Origin of the sequence: Afipia clevelandensis ATCC 49720, from assembly GCF_000336555.1 — a bacterium.
In the GTDB taxonomy this organism is placed as follows: domain Bacteria; phylum Pseudomonadota; class Alphaproteobacteria; order Rhizobiales; family Xanthobacteraceae; genus Afipia; species Afipia clevelandensis.
Window position 1 is genome coordinate 1,781,752 of sequence record NZ_KB375281.1, and the last position, 19,592, is coordinate 1,801,343.

Here is a 19,592-nt window from a genome sequence, read left to right on the forward strand (position 1 = left end):
GGCTGGTAGACAGCGCCACCGTCCCTGAATCTCAATGTCTCAGAAACGCAGTACGGCACGACAACCGCCGGAGCGCGTGGCTTCGGCAGCGTGTTCAGGATTTGAAGACAGACAAAGCCGATCCAGATGACGATGACGCCAGCGATCAGCAGGGCGACCTTCATCTAGGCAGGCCGCTAATCAGGCCGGTGAACTTGGCCGCGAAGCCCGCCAGAGCGCCAGCAATCGACGCTGCGGCGATCAGCACCCAGCGGGCACCCTTGGCCTGCATCATAACGCCGTGCATTTCGTCCACCTTGGTCACGGCCTTGTCCAAAGCCTCTGAGAGGTGATCGACTTTGGTTTCGAGCCGGGCGACACGTTCGCGCAAGGTGTCCTCGTGCCCTGTCATTTCCAGCAACCCAACTTTCGCCCGACGAGGTTATGAGTGCGGATTTGATCGACGGTCAGCTTGGTATCGCCCTTGGCGGAATAGGTGATTGCCCGCCATGCAGCGCACCTACTTGCCTTGTCCGTCACGGTCCCGGTTGTACCGGTCGTTACGCAGTTCGTCAGGAGTGTCATCAGACACATCGCGCTCAGCGTCGCTGCGAGCCTTTTCTGATTGACTGACGGACGCCGCGAGAGCCGCGTCCCATTTTGCTTGAACGCGCGCCATTCCATTGGAAACTCCGATTCCATAGCTGATAGTGATGATGATCGAACCAACCGCGACCCAGAGCGCGGTCTTCTTGAACACAGGCGAGAACCAGGCAAAGGCCAGCGCGAGGATCGCGACGCCAACACCGATGCCGTAGTGCCAGATGAGCGGCCATAGACCGGCGAGCTGGATTTTGAGCCACCAGATCATCAGATGCCCTCCAGACACATTGCGCGTTCAGCGGCGCGGCGGCGGGTCAGCCCGGCGAACACACGCCCGCCAGCCCTATTCCACGCCATCAGCCCGTCGCAGGCGTCATGCGTCTTTCCGGCGTTGAGCTTCTTGAGCAGGGTTGAACGGCAGAACGCGCCGCTGCCGACGTTGTAGGCGAACGAGATGAAGGCCCCGCGCGTCTTGTCGGAGATCGGAACCTTGATGCAGCGCGCAATCTCATTGGCATAACGCGGCAGCTTCTTTGCGAGCATGTCGGCGCATTCCTGCGGGCTGTACTTGTCGCCCATCTTCACGCCTTCAGTCTCGCCGTAGCAGACGGTGACGACGCCGACAGGATCGCGGTATGCCTTGGTGTAAAGACCCTCGAACGAGGCCACGAGGGGCAGAGCCAGCCCGACAGCCGCGCCGATGCCAACGCCAGCAGATACCTTTGCCACTGTCTTCATGCGTCAGCTCCCGGCTGTTTCAGGAGCCGCGCGCCGATCAGAATGGCCCAGCCAACCGTGTTGAGCAGCAGAAACCACGTCGGCGGGATGACGTAGACGAACGCCGCAAGGCCCAGCATGGCCCCGTTCAGCGCTCCGAAGAACAATCCGACCCTGATGCTCCAGAGGCGTTTGAACTGCGCCCATGCGTCGTCAATCAGGCGCATCAGAAAATGATGCCCAGAACGGCAACGACTCCCAGAACGATCAAAAATCCCTTGGGGTAATCGCGGACAAGCTGAACAATGGCCTCACCGACCATCTGGGCAAATTCCTTCATTGGGGCTTCCTTGGTTGTAGGCATGAAAAAACCGCCTCGGAGGGCGGCTACAGGCGAAAGATACAGTTTGGTGATTTATCGTATGGGGACGATCAGCGCAGAAGCAGCATTGAACCGCTTTACAAAGCCGCTCCCAACCAAATGAATTTGGTCCGCCATATAGTCAGCGGCGACCAACGAAGAACCCCACTCGTAATATAGTCCGCCCGGTTCATTTTTCAGCGCCGCCTTTATCATTGCGTTGCGCGCTGCTGCCTCGGCATTCATGACCGAAGCGCCGCCATAGTTCGGGTATCCCGGACCGACCGGCAAAATGCCCTCGACATAGACAGTGATGCCCGCTGCCACAAACTTGCGGACAATGCCGAGAATGTTATCGACCGTCTGCTGGCGAGTAAGGCCTAGCGGATAGTCGTTCACGCCCGTAAGAACGAACGCCATCTTTGGCTTGAGCGCAACGATTGCATCCGTGCGTGCGTGCAATCCCGCGCTTGTCTCACTAGGCACGCCAGCGTTGAATGTTGGCGAAAACGAGTAGATTGAGGCCGATGAGTTCGGCGGCTGATCCATGTACCAAGTGATGGAGTCGCCAGCGAAAGCAATGCCTGAATTTCCTATCGGCGGAGGCGGCGGAGGTGGAGCGGAGCCGTCAGTCGTCGCCCAAGACACGCAACCGGCTGGCATCGTAACCGCCAGATCAGCCGACTTTGTGCGGAGCTTCATTCCATCGCCGGGGCTGTACGAAGAAACAGCCGGATAAAGCGGCGTTGTTACAGTAAAGGAAAAGTCAGCGCCTGTGCCTGCAGTAACGTCAGCACCGGCGGTGCGGAAAACATCATTGCGCTTGATCCATCCTTTTTTCAGATCAAAGCGGATGATGAATGCGTATCTCGTGCCAACGACCTGCGCAGGACTTGAGTCCGCCCCTATTTTTGAAAATCCGCCTGCAACTGGCGAAACATTGAGATTCCAAACGCCAAGTGAGTTTGCGGAGGTCCCGAGGTAGCTTGCCAGAGAAAATGTTGCGTCACCGATTCCGAAGCGGCTTGATCCAGCAACTGACGTAATCTCTATCTCGAATGCTCTGCAACCATCAGAACGACCGATATTTGCACGGGCGGAGCCAAATCCGCCAGTTGTGCCAGTGACAGTCAGGCCATCTGAACTGATCGTGACGTTCGAGGCATGATCTCCCCACGACACATTGTCCTCTGCGCCAGCCATGCTAGGCAACAACGCGATAAATAGCGCAACCAATATGACGCGACAGCAAGGCATGAAATCCTTTTATCAGTGAGGAGGCAGCAGTTGCAAACCTCATGGATAGACGTATCGAATGATAACGACGCCCGTGCCGCCAGCAGCACCAGCGATGGACGAGAATTGTCCGCCGCCGCCGCCGCCGCCGCGATTGGCCGTGCCAGCGGTAGGGTTCGCGCCAGATGTGGTGCCGCCTGCGCCAGCGCCATTGTTTCCACCGCCGCCACTGCCATTGCTGTAGATGACCGACGATCCCGATATGGAAGACGCCGTTCCGTTTGAGCCGGCGGAACCACTTGACGGGTTCGATAGTCCTCCGTTGCCGCCTGCGCCGGAGCCAGTGCCAGCAGAGGCTGCGCCAGTGCCTGCGCTACCGTTACCTCCGAGGCCACCAGTCGCAGATGCAACAGTAGCAATCGACGACGTTCCGCCAGTGTTGCCGTTTCCTGTGGTGGTGGAAGCCGTGCCTCCAGCGCCAACGGTTACTGCGTATGATCCGCTTGACGACGAGAAGGTGCCGGACGCCTGCACGCCGCCGGAGCCGCCGCCGCCAGCATTGCCACCGCCAGAGCCGCCACCGCCGACGATGAGATATTCGCAAGTCGCTGTGCCGCCCGGCACAAACGTATCGTTCGTCGTAAACGTATGGATGCGATAACCGCCGGAGGTTGTTATCGTGCCGCCCGTGCTGGCCCCCATGGGGTTGGAGGCGGAAATTCCGAGCAGGGTAGAAATGACGGCGGTCATTAAGTTAAGCCCGTGCCGGAAATCATCCAGCGCGTGGATGTCATCTTAACGGCTGTCGCCATCCCATTGGCGGCGAGCGTTCTGCTGCCCGTTGTGCCAGCGCCAGCAAGGACGAGGGTATCGCTCGTGATTGCAATTGTGATTGCGCCGCCGCTCGTGTCGTTTATGAAAACAACTGTCGTCCCTATGGGGAACGCAACGGATGCGTTAGCTGGGATTGTCCAAACTCGCGCCGTCGTATCGGCGGACGGATGGTAAATATGCTTTTGTGCATCAGCGGCGACAAGGGTGTAAGCCGCGCTCTGCGAGTTCTGCGGGATATTGCTGAACAGTTGCGCGTCTGCGGCCTGATAATCTGTGCCAGCAGAGGCGCTTGAAAACCCGCCCGATCCGTTGCCCTTCAAGATGGATGTGCCGGACGTTGCTGGCGCGTAGTCCGTGCCAGATGACGCCGCGCTGAGAATGCCAGAGGTCAGCTTGGCAAGGCCACTGCCAGTCGCGCGCTTGCCGGTCTTGCCGCCTGTGCCACTGAACAGAACAATCTCGCCATCAACGGACGAGGACGTGTTGCTCGAAAAATCGCCAGTGCCAGCGCCGTCAGCGCCCTTATTCCCCGTGCGATACGGAATGAGATAAACGGGGTCGCTTGCCGAGAATGATCCAGAACCCGAGACATAGGTAACTGCGATCTGGAGCCACGTTGTGTTGTCGGTTACAGAGGTGATCGAGTAAAGTCCAAGGACCGCGCCGCTCCCCTCTTTGCGAACCTCAACATAGCCTTTCACTGTGTTGGTGCTGTCATCCCACGTCGCGATGAAATCCGAAACATCGACGCCGCCAGCCTCTGTGGCATTCACTGCTATTGCGGTCACCGATGCCAACGAAGCGTTGTTGAGGCGGATGCCGCCACTCGCTGGCGCGGCCATGCTTGTCGATGTCTCGAATGCGAAGCGCATCCCGGCATCCGCACCGCGAGGGATGGAGAAATCAAGGACGGCGGCACTTGATGTGCCAGAGTTGGATGCTGACGCGGACGTTCCGGCGTTGCCGGTCGATGTGGACCCAGCCGTGATAGTTGCGGCTGCGCCATCGTCCCCCGGAGGTCCGGCAGGAAGATTATCAATCAGCGCCTGAACGGACAGGCGATAGTAAGAGTCAGCAGTAGGATCATATGTCCAAAGCTGACGACCTGACGCATCAGGAATCGAAGTCTCAAGCGAGAGATAGGACCAATCCGGCTCAACAGTCCAGATGCCATTGCTCTTTGAAACCGCGAGACCTCCGGTCGCGGTGACCGTGGCTGGAAAGTTGACCTTGGAGCGGAGCTTTAACGCGGTCATCGCGAAACCCTCCCGTCAAGAACAGGAAGCGCCCCGATAATGAATGATCGCGTCTCACCAGCGTTCTCAATCGTTGCGCCGACATCGTATTGACCGGCGCACAGGTTCGCCATCTCGCTGCGCGGGATCGCCACGCGAAAAGTGGTGTCTTCAACCAATGTGATTTTCCCGTTGTCTGTCGTGGCGGTGATAAGCGGCCTGCAACCTGGTTCTGAAATGTCGAACTCTATGGTCGCTGCGGTCAGGTCGATTGGATCGCCAGTATCCTCATCGACAAGCTGATAGATCGCCTCGAAGTCTTCGCGATTTGATGTTGCCGGGAGTGAGCCTTGATACATGGTCAGGCCCTCACAGCTTCAGGAAGAACGTGCCAAGCACGGTCTTTTGAACGTTGTTGTGAGCTGTGCCGGAGCCAAGCGCTCCACCAGTAAACGTCGCCGTCAAGGACGCGATGCTGGCTGTTGCGGTAATCTGCAGATTGTTTTGCAGGCCGGTGCCAGAGCCGCTACCGACTGACACCGAAGCGGTACCACCAAATACGGGCGTGCCACCGCTAATCGTGATCGGTATCGACCCGCCCATCGCCACCGTTCCGGTCGGCGCATCAGCCGGAAGTTCTGCTTTGATAATTTGGTGCGTGGCCTCACCTAGCACCGCCCCAGCAGTTACCGTGTCCCCTGAAACAACGGGCACGTTGGCCCAGCGCGAGGCTGCGCTGTTGCCCATGTCATCGAGGCCGCCCGGCACATAGCCGCGCCAGTCGAGAAGCGTAATCGTCTTGTTCGCAGCGAAGTCAGCCGAAGCATTTGCGCCGCGCCCCGTGGAGACAGGGCAAATCGTGTTGCTGAAGTTGTTCCAGAGATAGGCGTAAAGCGTCGCCGTATCCGCGTTAGCCCGTTCAGTCGCGCCAGATGACGCGCTTCCCATGGTTCTACCATTGGCGCGCACCCAGCCGGTACGGGTGCCCTGAATTGGCATCCAGAGAACATCGCCGGTCTGGAATACAGTCGTCGGATCGACGCCGCCACCGCCGCCCTCACCGGAGCTAGGGCCGATAACCAGGATGTTGTCCTGCTCAAAGCGGGTTACGCCATCGCTATCGACAATGCGGACTTTGATCTGGCCATCCGCGAGATAGTGAAACGGTATGCGCGCATCCGCTCCCAGCGTGAGGGGATTTGCCAGTGGGGTGACTAACCCCGCGTCATAATAGGCATTTTGAGGGGTACTGGTGGTTCCGGCCTGAATCCAGTATACTTTCGCGCCTCCCAAGAGGCGGCCAAGTACATCGAACTGCTGCACACCAGCCAAACTGATCGAGCCAGCCATTACGCAGCCCTCGCAAATTCACCGTGACGTTCTTTGAGCGACGCCATGTAGGCGTCAGATGCTTCCTCACGCGATCCATATGATCCGAGCGAATACCACTTCCCATCGGACTCGTAAGAAGCCCGCCAGCGCCCGTTAGGGCGAGCCTGAATCCCCTTGAAGCCAGATGTGTTGTTTTTTCCAATCTTTCGGTTCGCAGAATTCTGCTTGACGCTGGCCAAACGCAGATTGGAAATCTGATTATTGAGTTTGTTTGCATCGATGTGATCTATGGCGCGATCTGGCCAAGTTCCGTTAACGTAGAACCATGCGAGACGGTGAGCCAAGGTTGAGCGATTGCCTACCTTGATGCGCCAGTACCCTTCGCCCACTAGCGACCCAGCAACCCAACCAGGCCTTGCGCGCGAGTTGACGTGGATTTTCCATGTGAAAACCCCGGTTTCTGGGCTATAATGCAGTAACTTCAAAAGCTCTGAGTGAGAGATTGCGTTCTCAGCCATCTAGGCCCTTTCAAAACGACAAAAGCCGCCCCAAAGGACGGCTGTTTCTGATTTATTGTGTTGCGATAGTCCTACTGGCGTGGTGGCCGTGGAACGTCTGGCTGATCGTTGGCGCGGCCTACGCCTGGAGATTGAAGCGCCCGGAGGAAGTCGGCAGTCGTGAGATTCTTGACGCCAAGCGTGCTGATGAGATTTTTTGACGCGATGTTGAGCGCTGCCAGCCGAGCGGGACTTGGCGCGCGAACAAGGCCTTCGTTTGCGCTTGCCCACTTAGCGATAGACGCAGCAGTAGCTGGCTTGGCCAGTGCGGTTGCAAGAACACGACCTCCTAGAACGGTTGTCAGCGTCGTAATCGGTTCCGCAAATGCTCCTGCGCCAATCAAGCCTCCGAATCCGGCCCTTGCCGTACCGGACGGGTTCGCAAACTTCTGTAGCTCTTTGAACCTGCTCGATACGCGCGCAATGTCATCAAGATGATTTGCAAGATCGCTCTTGCCGCCAGAGCGGAAAAGTACGTTCTTGCCAGCGTCGGATATCTTGCCATACGCCGCGATGAACCGCTGCGGACTGAACTCGCCCTCAACATCGCGCCCGAGGCGGGACACAATCGTTGACGCCAACTCGTTCCAGTCGTCGGCTCCTATGGCCTTACGCGCCTGTGCCAGCTTTGAAATGTCAGCGCGAGACGTGCTACCTGCCATGGCCTCGATGCGGCTTAGAACGGCCTCCGCAGGAGCGTTGCCATCAGCGCCGACGATCTTTGCCAATGACTCCCGCCGCTCGGACGCAAGCCGATAATAGTTATTTGCACGCGCAAGAGCGGCGCTCGCCTTCTCGCCACCAGCGGCCTGCGTTGCCGCTTCCAAGTCTTTCGTTAAAGCGCCATAGATGCTTTTGAGTTCGCCGGCGGAGACGCCTTCCGGCAAGATGCCGCGAGACATATCCTCGCCAATGGTAGTTCGCAGCGTTTTGACGCCTTCGTATGTCAGGCCGTCGTTACGCTGTACGGCCTCAAGAACTGAGTCCGTCGCCTTCCCAGACGGCAGTCCCGCCGCAGATCGCTTGGCCGCGATATCGGCAATGGTGTCCCGCGTCGCCGTGAGAGGGGTTTTTACGTTCGGATCAACGAGGTCATCGACGCGCTTATACAGCTTGCTCGCTGTTGCGGCGCTTCCCCCCGTAATCCAATCCTTGACCGCAGTTCTTGCTGTGTCCCCAGCCTCTGCAACGGATTTGCCAGAGCCGAAACCCTGAGACACTTCATCGGCCTTGGTCCCAAGCTGGGCTATGGTGCGCTCCGCAGCCTTAACCAGCGGCGTCCCAGCGACTGGCACGTTCGATGTTGCCGCTCCCGCCTGCTGAACAGACATATTGTCCGTAGCCACGGCGCGCGGCACTTGAACGGGAGAACCGGTCGCGGAAAGCCGATCCGCCGCAGCGATAACCTGCTGGCCCGGACGGAGCTCCTGTGCGGCCTCCGCAACGGGCGCAGCGATCTGAGCGGCGCGTGACGTTGGAGCGCCAACGGCAAGCCCTGTTCCGAGCAGCCGACCAGCCGACGAAAAAACGCCTTCGTTCGTGTCAGAATTCCTGGCAAAGATTTTGATCTTGTTGTCAGCCGGGTCGCGCAGCGCCACCTGCTTGCTCTGATCGGTCGGGACAAGTTTCCCTGACTTTGGATCGCGATAGAGGACTTCGCCAGCGTCGTTCTGATGAACTTCATCCGAGATGAAATTCTTCATCTGTGCGTCAATGTTCGGCGTAGTGCGCTGACCAGCCGCAGAACCCTGATTCATAAAGTCGAGCGTCAACCGTTCCGCCGCACTTGTCGTCTGCTCACGCGGCGGCGTGGCGAGCGCTCCGGTGTCGCCAGCCTGCGGCGCAGCATCCTTGAACGACGATGCGATCTCATCCACAGTAGCGCTTTGCTGTTCAGGCGACAGCTTCAAGAAGCCGTCGTCTACCGTAACGCGCTTGCCGTTGATGTTAAGCGTCGGCATCTATTCGATGCTCCACTTCACGCCGGATGATGTGACATTGCCAGACGGCTTCTTTCCGTATGGAACGACGCGGCCCGATTCATCGAAGGTGTACTTAGGCTTATACGAAGGCCCGCCCTCGCGGCCCATTGCCTCCACGGCGGCGCGCCGGTTAGCCGCCTTTTGCGCGATAACCTCTGCCGAGTCGCCGACAGACGGAAAGTATTGCTTATTGGCGCTATCAAATTCGGACGGCGAGATCGCCGCGCCAGATTCGCGCCGAAGCTGTGCATTGATAAAGTCACGCTTCGCCTGCTCGTATTTCTGACGATCTGCCCCCTTAAGATTGTTGGTTAGTGCGCCAACAACTCCGCCGACATAGGGCGCATTCCCGGCGGCTTCCATCGCCCCGCCCCATGCGCCGGCAAGGCCGCTACCCTGATCCTGAACGCCGGGCTTATCGCCAACTCCGCTCAAGATACCTTCTGACTGCAGCATTCTGTCGGTGAAGCCAGCGGCTTTGCCCTGTCCTTCGTTGAACTTGCCCCCGCCGAAGGGGTTGTTGGGCTGCGATGCAGGCATAGGACTGCCGAGCGGCGAAAGCTCTCCGGTGCGCGGATTAATACGCACAAAGCTGGTCGCGCCAGTATTTGGGTCGGTGACTTCCTTAATCAGCGGCTTGTCTTCGTTCGCGCGTGCCGCTGCGGCCTTCTGCAGACGAAGTGACTCTTCGCGGAAACGATCATCTACTGCATCACGTGAGGTTTGGCGCTGGTCAAGACGCGCCTGCCGCTCCTGCTCCTGCTGGCGTTGACCGGCGGTCATTCCGAGTTGCGCAAGCGATAGGCCAAGCTGCGGATTATAGGCACCAACCTGAGCGCCAAGCTGCGCAAGGCCCTGAGCGTCCGTAGGCACGCCGTTTGCGAATGCATCTCGCAGCCCGCGATCTGCCTCGGCTTTCTTGTAGACCTGACCAAGATTAGCCAGCGACGAGAAGTCCAGAGACTGAGGTGTCGCGTAACCGGGTATCTGGAGCGGTGCAATCGCCATCTATGATCGCCTCACGTAAACATGGGCCACGACTGGCCGCCGTAGTTCATCGTTGATTGCTTCCCGCCGCCACTGAACAGGCTACCAAGGCCGCCGCCTCCGCCGGCCAGGCTGGTCCCAAGCGTCGCCAGAGACAGCGCGCCGCCCAAAAGGTTCTTAGCTCCCGCAGCCTCTCCTGCAGCCTGCATGTTGTTCGCGCCGACGTTGCCGGACGTGTAGTTGCCTTGCAGGCCGATGCGGTTTGTCGCGTCTCCCTGATAGAGATTCGCAATGTTGGTCTGATTGCCCGCAGCGCCGCCAGCAGCCGCGACCTCAGGACTGACAAGTCCGCCTAGACGATCTAGCCAGCCGTTGTATTGCTGGTTCTGCAGGTTCTGCCCGTATGTCAGCGCGTCAAGATCGGCATTGCCGCTGTCGAGCATTCCAGCCGATGCGCGCCGACGATTGAGCGTATCCAGACCCGCCTTGATCGCTGCGTCGTTACCTGGATTGGTCGTGAAGGATGATTGCGCGGCTGCGGCTTTGTCAGCACCATTGACACCGAGAGCGTCCAGATAGAGCGACGTGCCAGCGCCGTACTTGCCCTGCAGGTTGCCGTAAATGTCGCCTGCTTTGCCGAGCGCGCCGAGCGAATTGTTCAACCCGCTATCGAGCGCAGTTGTGCCCTTGGCGAGATAGTCTGCGTAAAGAGCGCGGTTCTTGTCCGCAGCCTCACGCTCCGCGCCGCCTCCGAAGAGGGTGTCGAAAAATCCTGCCATGATGTGTCCTTAGGAATACGCCGCTACAGGAGGCGTGAAATTAGATGTCCATCGCGGAGTGCCGACCGACAGACGGAACTCGTCAATCAGCGCCGAGAAACCAGAGCCAGAATCGCCTGACCTGCCGATGGTGAACGGCTGCGCACTAGAGGCCACGGAGGCCAATGTCTTTGTGCTGTCTTCCTGCACGCCATTGACGAACAGGCGGAATGACGTGCCAGACTTAGTGAGTGCGATGTGATTCCAGTTCGATGTACTGGCGAGCGACGTTGTGCCCGTGAAGAAGATTTGGGCCGCAGCGCCGACGCTCGTTACCGTCGCAAGAATGACGCCGGTCGTCGTCTGCCGCGACATGATGAAAGACATAGTGGCAATGGCGGCGGCGCTGTTAACCTGTCCGCATAGCCCGTAACCCGGCGAACCGATCCCGTTGTTGTTAAGCCAGAAGTCAACGCAGGCGTCGCTTGTCAGAATGTCAAAATCAGAGTGCGTCGGCGTCGAGATATACCCAGTTGCACCGAGCATGGCTGACGGCCCGAACTTCGCCGCTGATGTGCTTGTCGTCGCACTGGATGGCGTCCACGTATTGGACGAGCCGCCCGCGTTGACATCGGTAAACGTTGTGCCGCCGTTGCTGCCGTCCATATGCAGCAGAATCTTCGTGAATGCGTCGTTGCCGGGAACACCCTGCGGGAAACCGCCGAACATAAACCGGCTCATGCGGCGATGTCGCCAAAGTAAACGTATGCGTCAGTCCCGACATTGAGCAGCGTTGATGTGCTGTATTGTCCGCCCGTCGATTTGTAAGAAGCCTTCGAGGCAATCGAGACTCCCATGTCTGGCGTAAGCGTCACTTTGCCAGCGCCAAACTGGAGAATATCAATCTGAACGAGACCCCCCGCTGTCGGCGCAATGCCGAGCGCAGGAATCGTGAAGGTCACTGCAGACGAGTTCGTGAAAAGGATGACCTTTCCGCTATCGCTCGTCTGCAGGCTGTAGCTCGTTCCTGTCTGCGTGTTGAACTTGCGCAGGGTGTCGGACTTCAGCGCGATCTCGGCTTCGATGGCCGAGAAGTCCTGATCCGAGAGCGGGTTTAGCAACTCAAGAAACTTGAGCTTTTCGTACCAGTCAGGATTGACCGAGTTGCCAATCTGCAGCGGCACATTCTGGCCTGGAATTGTAATCTGACGAACGGCCATCAGCGCAGCGTGTCTGCTTGCATGTCAGCGCCCATCAGCCCATAAGGCACGCTGCTTGACTCATCGAAGCGCCAGCGCACTCCCTGAACATCAGCCTGTCCCCATATGGCCGAACGAGCGCGAATGCTGCTGACGGACTGGCGGCCTGCCTTTACGAGGCGGCCAGCGCTCCATGTCGTACCGCCATCGCGCGAGATGGAAATCTCAACGTCTGGATCGGTCTGCACCGGGTCAGTGCCGGTCGCGATGCCGACGCCCTTGGTCAGATAAAGCTCGATCCCGTTAATGCGCAGAACTTTCGGGAAGCCTCCGAGAGGACCAGTCTCGATCCTCATGCGCAGCGGATCGCCTGTCTCATCATGCGTGGTTGAGCTAATCTCAAGTAGATTGCCGGACGAGCGGTCGCCGCACAGCCACTTGCCAAAGGCATTGACCGGTCCCATGCAGCGCCAATAGCTCAACAGATGGCTCTGGCGCTCGTGCCAGCTTTGCAGAACCGTATCGAACTCCCAGCACCATGTAGGCGACTGAACTACGACGTAGCCCCGGCCCTGCGCCACATAGACCGAAATGCTAATCTGAGTGCGGTCCTCTTCCGCCTCGATAAGCGTATCAAGCTCAACAGGCGAGATCGGCGTGAACTGATAGCCATCGAGCCGCGATACCTTCAGATCATCGCCAACTGCATAGATACCCTTGCCCCAGCCATCCTGATCGCCAGTGATCGCGTAAGGGCCGACAACCCCGCGCGGGATGGTGGCAATGTAGCTGAACGGGTAGCCCGTATCGTTGACCTGCCCGCCCCACACTTCCGTTGATGCCGATCCGACAAGCAGCAATTGACCGTTGCCGAGAGGCATGGGCCGATACAGCGTGTCGGGCTTGCTCTCAGCCGTCGCCACATCCAGCGTGTTGATGCTGGTAGAATTAACGCCGGACGTTCTGGTTTTCCCGTCGCCATACGTGAAGACAAAAAAGCCCTTGAGGAAGCAAACCGAATTGGGCTGCCCAACATCGGCGTCAGGCCATGAAGAAACCGACCCGCTCGCGATCTGCACAACTCCGTCACCCGGAGAGACAATAGCGATGTTCGGCGTTGCCGCGTTGTTGCGTGCCATGATGACTGGCGCGGTACCAGGCACAGTCCCGGAAAGCGGTGTTCCCGCCCCGCCCGATGACGAGAACGAATAGGCTGTGTCGTCAATGACGGCATAAACCGTGCTGCCGACTTGCAGCGCACCGCGAAAGGTTGCGCCTCCGCTCGTGCCGAATGCTTTCAGCCCCGGCGTGCGCCAATAGATGTATTGCTCGCCCGCAGTCCCGCTCAGTTTCTCAGGGAAACAATTAATGAGCCTGCCGCCTGCCGACTGAGGCTTTCGCCCCGGTGCTGACAGGACCGGAAACGGAATTGCGGTCATTAGTAATAGACCGCCTTAACCGGCTGATAGCTTGGCTGGATTGCCGCCAGCTCGCGCAACCTATTCTCGTGCTGACGAACCTGCGCCAGATCAACCGGCGCATTGCTGAACTTCGCTGCAGAATGAATCGCAACTAGCCGCGCGATAGTCTGAAAGTACTTGTCTTCGATTTCGTCGCGGTCACCGATGTAAACAATGCCCTCGATCTCCGCCAACACAGGGTCAATGTTGCCGTCAATCGTCTCATATTCAGGCTGACCGAGCGATTCACCGGCCACGGCCTTGCCAAGAATGGCGGCCACCTCATACACGAGATCGTCGGCTGTCTTGGTCATGAGGCCTCGCTAGGACAAAAAGAAAGCGGGGGCCGAAGCCCCCGCGATGCAATCCCTTACGGGACGATGTAGTAGACCAGCATATTCAGACGGCCAGTGCCGCCTGCGTTGGCTGCAGCGTTGAAGATGATCTGATGCACGGTTTCCGCGCTCAGGGTCTTCGGGCCGCCAGAGGCCAGCACACCGGCACCGAACAGGCGGACAGTCGCCGTGTCGTTGCCAATGCCGTCGCCGGTCACGTTGACGAAAACGCCCCACGCATCGGTGTCGGCAGCGTCCACGCCATTCGCGGCATAGCCAGCATCGAAGTCGAGCGCTTCAGTGCCCGTATCAATGTCCTGACCAAAGATTGCCACGTCCAGAATAACCGCGCCCTTCGGGGTGCGGCACATCTGGATAACGTCGTTCTGCGCAACGGCAGAGCCGATGTTATACGTGCCGTAGGCGACCTTGAGGTTGCCCGCAAAGCCATGGCCCGCGACAGGCTTGCCAGAGGCAACCTGAGCGGAAGCAACAGTTCCAATAGCCATGTGTCAGACTCCTTACGAGGTTGCCGAGACGGAGAAGAAACCAGTCACAACACCAAAGTCCTTCGGAGTCGTGCGGTCAGTTCCGCCGGTGCCGAACGTCAGCTTTTCGATGCCGTAAATGGCCTCGATAGCCACGCCGCGCTTGTCGCCGTAGTCGAAGGTCTGCTCCTTCGAGGTCCAGCGCTTTGCATACGCCGCGCCAACAGCCTGCGCACCGCACAGGAACACCGGCACAACTGTCGAAGTGCTGGAGTCGCCCAGATTGGTCAGGGTGTTGATGTCGTACATGTCCGGCACTTCCTTGAAGATGATGCCGTTCCAGAGCAGATCGCCGCCCTGGAAGAGACGGTTGTTTTCCATCTCCAGCTTCACTTCACGCTGCGCCTGCGTGATGGTCGTATCTGCCTGCAGATCGCGGAAGGCGAGCGGGTGGCAGTACGCGACGTAGTAACGGCGGCCCTTCGAGGCATCGACCCGGATGGGACGAATCTTCGGGTTCGCAGTCACAGTTGCCATGAACTTCATGGCCTTGGCGTTGACCGACGAGAAGTTCTCGGCAGCGGTCGCGTTCGTCAGCGTCGCCAGACCAGCCGACAAGTCGGTCTTGGCCGTATAGGCGTTGTTGGCGAAGTAAACGCGGTCAGCGTTGTTCACCAGCCACGCATCAAGCGCGGTCTGGTTGCCGGACGCAGCCACGTCGGTCGCATTCATGTTGATGACGGAAGTGCCATCGGTCATGGTGCCGAGCGACTTTGTGACGAGCGTTTCGGTATCCTTGAGCGACCAGTCCTTGAGGACTGCGCGGCCAGCATCACGAAGGCCAATGGCGGAGTACTGCTCGTCGATCTCAGCCACGCGCACAGCGTTACGGCGCTTGTCAACACGGACCTCGCACGAACGCGAAGCCATGTCTTCTTCGTTGCCTTCCATGACATTGCTGCCGGTGACAGCGTCCTGGGTCAGCTTGTTCACGAGCGCGAAGTTAACGCGGTCGCCCTTTTTCTTGGTCAGATTTTCCTTGACCTGGATGATCGAACTTTCGTCCGTACCCATTTCGCCGGAATAGCGGGTTTCGGTCAGGTATTCAGTGAAGAACTTGTCGTCCCACTGTTCGACAGTGAGGCCGGAGGCTACACGAGTGTCAGCCATGGATGGCTATCCTTTCGGATGCGGACACCAAATCGCGCGCCGTCGTAACGGCGTGGTTAGCGTTTGAAGATGTCCTGAAGTGGTGCGGGACCAGCCCATGCGGGGCCGGTACTGCGATTGGCCACGTTGCGGGCCGTTGCGAAGTTGGAGGGCATGGTGGCCTGACGCTGCTGCGTCTGCTGGCCTTCGCCCTGCTGAAGCTGGCTAGGGTTTTCGAGAAATAGCTGTAGCTTATCTACTATGTCCGGGTTTTCGTTGAGCTTATCTAAAAGCGACGAAACACGTTCATCCTGCACAAGCGCACTGCGCTGATGCCCCTTAAACCAAGCGACCATATCCTCGAATGGATGATCGGACTCCTCGATAAGGGATTTCTTGAAAGCCGCCGCCTCCGGCGCGCCACTACTGATCCACTGATTGGCAGCGCTATAAGCCGCCTTCACAATATCCTTGCCGTGATCCCGTTCGGCCTCGCGAAGTGATCGCTTTTGCCAACGCGCGTTCTGCGCCTCTATTCGACTATCGTACTGCTGCAAGTCGGGCATCAAAGCGTGCCTGGCTGCACCAGTAAAATCCTCGAACTGATCGGGCGGCTGCTGAGGTTCCGGCTTCGGCTTTTGCGCATCAATGATCTGCGCAATCCGTCGTTCCCAGGCTGCATCGCGATCCGCAATCTCTTGGCGGAGGCTCGATACTTCCTCGGTATAACGCTTGACCTTCTGCTTCTCGGCGTGGAGAGCTTCGTGGGGTACGGTCTTCTGACCGCCCTGCTGTTGCTCGCCCTGCTCTGATGCTTCAGCCTGTTCCTGCTGGCCTTCGCCTTCAGCAACCTGCGTTACCTGTTCCTCAACTTGGGTGTTCTGCTCGGGCACGGCTCCGCCGCTCCCGGACAGGATATTGTCCAGAGATTCAGTCATGGCATCCTAGTTTTTGTGAGTAGTCACATACGCCCGATGATCGGCGGCACCGCGTGTTGTGTGAGACACGCTCTCAAACGCCCGTAACCCGGCGACGGTATTGGTTAAGCAGCCTGCGGCTTGCGCGCGGCCAGCTTCAGATTGTCACGGTCCATGGAAACCTGATGCGCTGCCTGATACGGCGCGAGGGAGGTTTCCATGTGCGTCTTTTCGGTCGTGGCGTCGCTCTTGCGCGCCTCAGACAATAGCTTCTCGATCTCTGCCACGATCTTGGCATTCTGCAGTTCAGGCGGCGGCTCATAATCGCCCTGCTGTGGCTGTTGCGCCTGATCCGGCATTCCAGCCTCGTGCGCCTTGGCAAGGTTGAGCGGTATCTTCGACTGGATTTCCTGCGCCTGCGCCTCGGTCTTGCTGACTTCAGCGACCGCACCGCGCATCTGGAGTTCCTGCGCAGGCTTGCTGGCCTCTGCCTTCTGCTGGCCGCGCTCTTCCATCTCGTTCAGGATCGCCTGCTTGCCCTTCAGGTTCGGGGCGGCCCGCACAATCGACTTGAACGGAATTTCTCCATCGGTATCGAACTTCTTCAGTTCGACAAGCGCCTGGAACTGTTCCAACTGCGGTGACAGGCTGTCCGGCGCTTCATCAATGATGATGTCGCAATCCAGCTCGGCCACATTGCTGACAATGCCCTTGATCTTCTCGGCAGACTGCGGGTCTTGCGCTGCTAGCATCTCGATTTGCTGCGGATCGACGTTGACGCCAACCCATTTGACGTTCTGTTCGTCGTCGGTGACGCGAATCCACTTCTCAGCCGTCCAGAACTGACGGATGCGATTCCACATCGCGCGGAATACGCGCTTGTCCAAATGGCGCAGGCTGTCCATCAGATCGCCAATCTGGATCATGCCGCCCTGCTGACTGGCAACGATAGCGCGGCCAGATGCAGCATTTGACCCTTGCGTCTTGTCGCCCATTTCCGTGGCGTTCGGACCCTTCAGGTCAATGGCGTTCTTCGATTCCTGCAGAAGCTGGAACTGAGCCGTAGCAACCTCGACGCCGCTGATGGTCTGAACGCGCTGATCGCGCAGCGCGCCCGGCGCAACCTTCATCGTGCCGTCGGCCTTGGCCTTCTCGCGCCGGAACACCTCGATATTGTCGATTGCGCCATCTTCGTACATCGTCTGGTTGGACGACAGCAGATGCAGCGATTTGGACCGGCGCTTGTTGATTTCGTCCTGCAGCGAGATCATCTCGCGCACGAGGCCGTAGCGGTTGTTATCTCGGTCGCAATAAGCCGACTGCAGGATCAATTCGCAGTCAGTCTCGCCCTTGTCGGTCTTGTAAGGCGACGGCCCGGCCTTCAGAATGCCGCCCTTGGTGTATTCAGCAAAATACCACTGCTCGTCGCGCTTGAGCCAAATCTGGCAGATGCGGACACGCTTGCGCTTCTTGTCCGCCCAGAGCGAATGTTTCGGCTTGTCGTCGTAGGTGTCGCTCGGCGCTGTCGTCAGCGTCACGTCAAGGATATTGGCGGCGTCCGGGTTGTCCTTGTACATCGCCAAGGCATCGTCGTAGTCCATCCACAGGACCGCCCCGAGATAGCCAGCGTCCGAAAAGTCCACCTCGGACGAATGTGGGTCATAGAACAGCCGATCCCACGAGTACCGGCGAATACGGACCTCAATGCCAGGCTGGCCGTTGTAGTCAATGGATTCGGCTACTGATACGCCGATGCCGCCAAAGCCCTCGACCAGCATGTTGCGCCACACGCCAGAGCGCTTGGCGTCGTAGTCCTGTTCCTCGGCCACATATCGAAGGGCCTCAGTCGCGCCGTCCGCATCAGCTTCATGCTTTGGCGTGCGGGGCATCGCCTTCGGATCAATGCGCTGCTGCTTCTCCAGCCCAACAAGATAGTCGATCTTGGTCTTGATGCGGTTGTCGATGACCGGCGGCTGGCCGCGCTTCTTTAGCGTTGCTTCCTCTTCAGCCGTAAGCTGCTTGTTGTCCACATAGTCACGGTCGCGCTCTGACAGCTTGCGGGATTCGTAGGTCGAATCCTCGCTTTCCTCAAACATTCTGCAGAGATCGCCAACGTCAAGCATCCCGTCCTTGGGAGCCGCGTCAGCCGCTACGCCGTTTTCCAATTCAATTCGCCTCCGTCATCGTCAAATACCGCGTCCCATCTGTCGCGCGGCTTCTGTTCCTGGCTCTTTGGTCTAAGTCCGGCCTGCATCCTGTCGAGCAATTGGCCGACAAGGCCCAGCGCATCCACCTGATCGTCGTGCTTGCCGGCAGGGAAGCTCAACAGCTCGCTCCGCAAGTCCGCGTACCAAGGCGCGTTCACCGGGACATACAGCCCGTTCATTGCCATGCTGGAGCGAATAGATTGCGCTCTGATGGCCTTGTCGCCTCTGGTCGGGAATTGCTCCCGAACCGTGTAAGCGCGGCGCTCACGCATCCTGCGCTCAAGAAACGGCCCGACGCCTGATTTAATCTGGCCCTGCTCTTCAGCCCAAGCCATCGGCTTCCACTGCAGAACCATGTCGCAGAACGACTCAATCCACATGTCCGACGACGCCTGCTTGCGCCATAGATCGAGGAGGTACATCCGCCCCTCGGGATCAAGGCCCACAACGGCGTGGACTGTGTAATCGCCGCCGTCAGCAGTCACGGCGTAGTCGGAGCCGCCGTAGACCCGCAGCGTATCGAGCGGCGGTGTCTTGTCGTATGGCTTGAGCCATTCGGCCTTGAAGTAATCGCCGTCTTCCGGCGCTGGGCGCTGCTGATAGAGTGCTGACCAATATCGCGGCTGAGAGTTCCGCCTGATGCGCTCAAGCGCCTTCACCGGATAAGCCTCGGGCCAAAGCGCCTCACCTGCATCATTCAATGCCGGGAGTTCAACGACCTCCCATCTATCGCCGCCCGCCGCCTGCTGCGCCAGCAGTTGGCCACACAGATCGTCCTCATGCATGCGGTGATTTATGACCACAATCGCCGCGCCCGGCATGAGGCGGTTATAGGCCGTGCCCGTATACCAATCCCAGACGTTCTTGCGCGTCAGTTCCGACTGCGCCTCTTTCATCGTGGCGTAAGGGTCGTCAATCAGCAGAACGTCGCCGCCGCGACCAAGAATGTTGCCTTCAACGCCGATGGCGTAGAACATGCCGCCTTCTGAGGTGTGCCATTTGCCCTTGGCCTGGCTGTCCTCAGCAAGCCGCGTGTCAAACACAGCGCGATATTCGGCACTGCCAATGATGTTACGCACGTCGCGGCCAAAGTCCGCTGCAAGGCCCTCAGTCGCTGAGACGGACAAGAACTGCTTATGCGGCTGGCGGCCAAGATACCACGCCGGAAGGCGCTTTGAGGCCAGTTCAGACTTTCCGTGCCTTGGCGGGACCAGCAGCATGAGACGGTCTATTTCGCCCCGCTCTACCCGCTCTAG

General features: G+C 58.8%; 22 protein-coding genes. All 22 read right to left on the bottom strand.

What is annotated here, in order from left to right; all coding sequences use genetic code 11:
- Positions 1–160 precede the first annotated feature (160 nt).
- Positions 161–391 carry a hypothetical protein gene (locus HMPREF9696_RS08465; RefSeq protein ID WP_002712562.1) on the bottom strand — a complete coding sequence of 77 codons (231 nt, stop codon included), beginning with the start codon at positions 389–391 and terminating at the stop codon, positions 161–163.
- A 108-nt stretch (positions 392–499) separates the two neighbouring features.
- Positions 500–850: a hypothetical protein gene (locus tag HMPREF9696_RS08470; RefSeq protein WP_002712563.1), complete on the bottom strand. Its 351-nt coding sequence runs from the start codon at positions 848–850 to the stop codon at positions 500–502.
- Entirely contained in the window at positions 850–1,320 is a 471-nt protein-coding gene (locus tag HMPREF9696_RS08475) for a lysozyme (RefSeq protein WP_002712564.1), read from the bottom strand. The genes HMPREF9696_RS08470 and HMPREF9696_RS08475 overlap by 1 nt, the downstream gene beginning before the upstream one ends.
- Positions 1,317–1,526 (bottom strand): DUF7940 domain-containing protein, encoded by a 210-nt coding sequence (locus HMPREF9696_RS08480; protein ID WP_002712565.1) that lies wholly within the window; start codon positions 1,524–1,526, stop codon positions 1,317–1,319. The genes HMPREF9696_RS08475 and HMPREF9696_RS08480 overlap by 4 nt, the downstream gene beginning before the upstream one ends.
- A gap of 188 nt (positions 1,527–1,714) precedes the next feature.
- Positions 1,715–2,863: a GDSL-type esterase/lipase family protein gene (locus tag HMPREF9696_RS21230; protein ID WP_157170012.1), complete on the bottom strand. Its 1,149-nt coding sequence runs from the start codon at positions 2,861–2,863 to the stop codon at positions 1,715–1,717.
- Positions 2,864–2,956: 93 nt separating this feature from the next.
- Positions 2,957–3,646, bottom strand: coding sequence for a glycine-rich domain-containing protein (locus HMPREF9696_RS21610; protein ID WP_002712568.1), 690 nt, complete (start codon positions 3,644–3,646; stop codon positions 2,957–2,959).
- Positions 3,646–4,986: a hypothetical protein gene (locus HMPREF9696_RS21925; protein ID WP_002712569.1), complete on the bottom strand. Its 1,341-nt coding sequence runs from the start codon at positions 4,984–4,986 to the stop codon at positions 3,646–3,648. The genes HMPREF9696_RS21610 and HMPREF9696_RS21925 overlap by 1 nt, the downstream gene beginning before the upstream one ends.
- A complete protein-coding gene (locus tag HMPREF9696_RS08500; RefSeq protein WP_002712570.1) occupies positions 4,983–5,324 on the bottom strand; it encodes a hypothetical protein in 342 nt (113 codons plus the stop codon). The genes HMPREF9696_RS21925 and HMPREF9696_RS08500 overlap by 4 nt, the downstream gene beginning before the upstream one ends.
- Positions 5,325–5,334: 10 nt before the next feature.
- Positions 5,335–6,315, bottom strand: coding sequence for a hypothetical protein (locus tag HMPREF9696_RS08505; protein ID WP_002712571.1), 981 nt, complete (start codon positions 6,313–6,315; stop codon positions 5,335–5,337).
- On the bottom strand, positions 6,315–6,815 hold the full coding sequence (locus HMPREF9696_RS21235) for an HNH endonuclease (RefSeq protein ID WP_040301287.1): 501 nt from the start codon (positions 6,813–6,815) through the stop codon (positions 6,315–6,317). The genes HMPREF9696_RS08505 and HMPREF9696_RS21235 overlap by 1 nt, the downstream gene beginning before the upstream one ends.
- Before the next feature lie 71 nt (positions 6,816–6,886).
- On the bottom strand, positions 6,887–8,815 hold the full coding sequence (locus HMPREF9696_RS08515; protein WP_002712572.1) for a hypothetical protein: 1,929 nt from the start codon (positions 8,813–8,815) through the stop codon (positions 6,887–6,889).
- Positions 8,816–9,844: a hypothetical protein gene (locus HMPREF9696_RS08520; protein WP_002712573.1), complete on the bottom strand. Its 1,029-nt coding sequence runs from the start codon at positions 9,842–9,844 to the stop codon at positions 8,816–8,818. It abuts the gene before it with no gap.
- Positions 9,845–9,855: 11 nt separating this feature from the next.
- On the bottom strand, positions 9,856–10,602 hold the full coding sequence (locus HMPREF9696_RS08525) for a hypothetical protein (RefSeq protein WP_002712574.1): 747 nt from the start codon (positions 10,600–10,602) through the stop codon (positions 9,856–9,858).
- A 9-nt stretch (positions 10,603–10,611) separates the two neighbouring features.
- Positions 10,612–11,322 (bottom strand): LamG domain-containing protein, encoded by a 711-nt coding sequence (locus HMPREF9696_RS08530; protein WP_081602392.1) that lies wholly within the window; start codon positions 11,320–11,322, stop codon positions 10,612–10,614.
- Positions 11,319–11,801, bottom strand: coding sequence for a hypothetical protein (locus tag HMPREF9696_RS08535; protein ID WP_002712576.1), 483 nt, complete (start codon positions 11,799–11,801; stop codon positions 11,319–11,321). Before HMPREF9696_RS08535 ends, HMPREF9696_RS08530 begins: the two co-directional genes overlap by 4 nt.
- Entirely contained in the window at positions 11,801–13,219 is a 1,419-nt protein-coding gene (locus HMPREF9696_RS08540; RefSeq protein ID WP_002712577.1) for a packaged DNA stabilization protein, read from the bottom strand. Before HMPREF9696_RS08540 ends, HMPREF9696_RS08535 begins: the two co-directional genes overlap by 1 nt.
- Positions 13,219–13,554 (bottom strand): hypothetical protein, encoded by a 336-nt coding sequence (locus tag HMPREF9696_RS08545; protein WP_002712578.1) that lies wholly within the window; start codon positions 13,552–13,554, stop codon positions 13,219–13,221. Before HMPREF9696_RS08545 ends, HMPREF9696_RS08540 begins: the two co-directional genes overlap by 1 nt.
- Before the next feature lie 56 nt (positions 13,555–13,610).
- Positions 13,611–14,084 carry a hypothetical protein gene (locus tag HMPREF9696_RS08550; RefSeq protein WP_002712579.1) on the bottom strand — a complete coding sequence of 158 codons (474 nt, stop codon included), beginning with the start codon at positions 14,082–14,084 and terminating at the stop codon, positions 13,611–13,613.
- A 12-nt stretch (positions 14,085–14,096) separates the two neighbouring features.
- A complete protein-coding gene (locus tag HMPREF9696_RS08555) occupies positions 14,097–15,233 on the bottom strand; it encodes a N4-gp56 family major capsid protein (RefSeq protein ID WP_002712580.1) in 1,137 nt (378 codons plus the stop codon).
- Between the two features lie 56 nt (positions 15,234–15,289).
- Positions 15,290–16,150 carry a hypothetical protein gene (locus tag HMPREF9696_RS08560; RefSeq protein ID WP_002712581.1) on the bottom strand — a complete coding sequence of 287 codons (861 nt, stop codon included), beginning with the start codon at positions 16,148–16,150 and terminating at the stop codon, positions 15,290–15,292.
- Positions 16,151–16,254: 104 nt separating this feature from the next.
- Positions 16,255–18,225, bottom strand: coding sequence for a portal protein (locus HMPREF9696_RS08565; protein WP_040301289.1), 1,971 nt, complete (start codon positions 18,223–18,225; stop codon positions 16,255–16,257).
- A 53-nt stretch (positions 18,226–18,278) separates the two neighbouring features.
- A complete protein-coding gene (gene terL, locus HMPREF9696_RS08570) occupies positions 18,279–19,556 on the bottom strand; it encodes a phage terminase large subunit (protein ID WP_245259215.1) in 1,278 nt (425 codons plus the stop codon).
- Positions 19,557–19,592 lie beyond the last annotated feature (36 nt).

Bases quoted from the DNA above. Each gene is read 5' to 3' on its own strand.
- HMPREF9696_RS08465 (WP_002712562.1), bottom strand. From the start codon at position 391: ATGACAGGGCACGAGGACACCTTGCGCGAACGTGTCGCCCGGCTCGAA.
- HMPREF9696_RS08470 (WP_002712563.1), bottom strand. From the start codon at position 850: ATGATCTGGTGGCTCAAAATCCAGCTCGCCGGTCTATGGCCGCTCATC.
- HMPREF9696_RS08475 (WP_002712564.1), bottom strand. From the start codon at position 1,320: ATGAAGACAGTGGCAAAGGTATCTGCTGGCGTTGGCATCGGCGCGGCT.
- HMPREF9696_RS08480 (WP_002712565.1), bottom strand. From the start codon at position 1,526: ATGCGCCTGATTGACGACGCATGGGCGCAGTTCAAACGCCTCTGGAGC.
- HMPREF9696_RS21230 (WP_157170012.1), bottom strand. From the start codon at position 2,863: ATGGCTGGCGCAGAGGACAATGTGTCGTGGGGAGATCATGCCTCGAAC.
- HMPREF9696_RS21610 (WP_002712568.1), bottom strand. From the start codon at position 3,646: ATGACCGCCGTCATTTCTACCCTGCTCGGAATTTCCGCCTCCAACCCC.
- HMPREF9696_RS21925 (WP_002712569.1), bottom strand. From the start codon at position 4,986: ATGACCGCGTTAAAGCTCCGCTCCAAGGTCAACTTTCCAGCCACGGTC.
- HMPREF9696_RS08500 (WP_002712570.1), bottom strand. From the start codon at position 5,324: ATGTATCAAGGCTCACTCCCGGCAACATCAAATCGCGAAGACTTCGAG.
- HMPREF9696_RS08505 (WP_002712571.1), bottom strand. From the start codon at position 6,315: ATGGCTGGCTCGATCAGTTTGGCTGGTGTGCAGCAGTTCGATGTACTT.
- HMPREF9696_RS21235 (WP_040301287.1), bottom strand. From the start codon at position 6,815: ATGGCTGAGAACGCAATCTCTCACTCAGAGCTTTTGAAGTTACTGCAT.
- HMPREF9696_RS08515 (WP_002712572.1), bottom strand. From the start codon at position 8,815: ATGCCGACGCTTAACATCAACGGCAAGCGCGTTACGGTAGACGACGGC.
- HMPREF9696_RS08520 (WP_002712573.1), bottom strand. From the start codon at position 9,844: ATGGCGATTGCACCGCTCCAGATACCCGGTTACGCGACACCTCAGTCT.
- HMPREF9696_RS08525 (WP_002712574.1), bottom strand. From the start codon at position 10,602: ATGGCAGGATTTTTCGACACCCTCTTCGGAGGCGGCGCGGAGCGTGAG.
- HMPREF9696_RS08530 (WP_081602392.1), bottom strand. From the start codon at position 11,322: ATGAGCCGGTTTATGTTCGGCGGTTTCCCGCAGGGTGTTCCCGGCAAC.
- HMPREF9696_RS08535 (WP_002712576.1), bottom strand. From the start codon at position 11,801: ATGGCCGTTCGTCAGATTACAATTCCAGGCCAGAATGTGCCGCTGCAG.
- HMPREF9696_RS08540 (WP_002712577.1), bottom strand. From the start codon at position 13,219: ATGACCGCAATTCCGTTTCCGGTCCTGTCAGCACCGGGGCGAAAGCCT.
- HMPREF9696_RS08545 (WP_002712578.1), bottom strand. From the start codon at position 13,554: ATGACCAAGACAGCCGACGATCTCGTGTATGAGGTGGCCGCCATTCTT.
- HMPREF9696_RS08550 (WP_002712579.1), bottom strand. From the start codon at position 14,084: ATGGCTATTGGAACTGTTGCTTCCGCTCAGGTTGCCTCTGGCAAGCCT.
- HMPREF9696_RS08555 (WP_002712580.1), bottom strand. From the start codon at position 15,233: ATGGCTGACACTCGTGTAGCCTCCGGCCTCACTGTCGAACAGTGGGAC.
- HMPREF9696_RS08560 (WP_002712581.1), bottom strand. From the start codon at position 16,150: ATGACTGAATCTCTGGACAATATCCTGTCCGGGAGCGGCGGAGCCGTG.
- HMPREF9696_RS08565 (WP_040301289.1), bottom strand. From the start codon at position 18,225: ATGTTTGAGGAAAGCGAGGATTCGACCTACGAATCCCGCAAGCTGTCA.
- terL (WP_245259215.1), bottom strand. From the start codon at position 19,556: ATGCTGCTGGTCCCGCCAAGGCACGGAAAGTCTGAACTGGCCTCAAAG.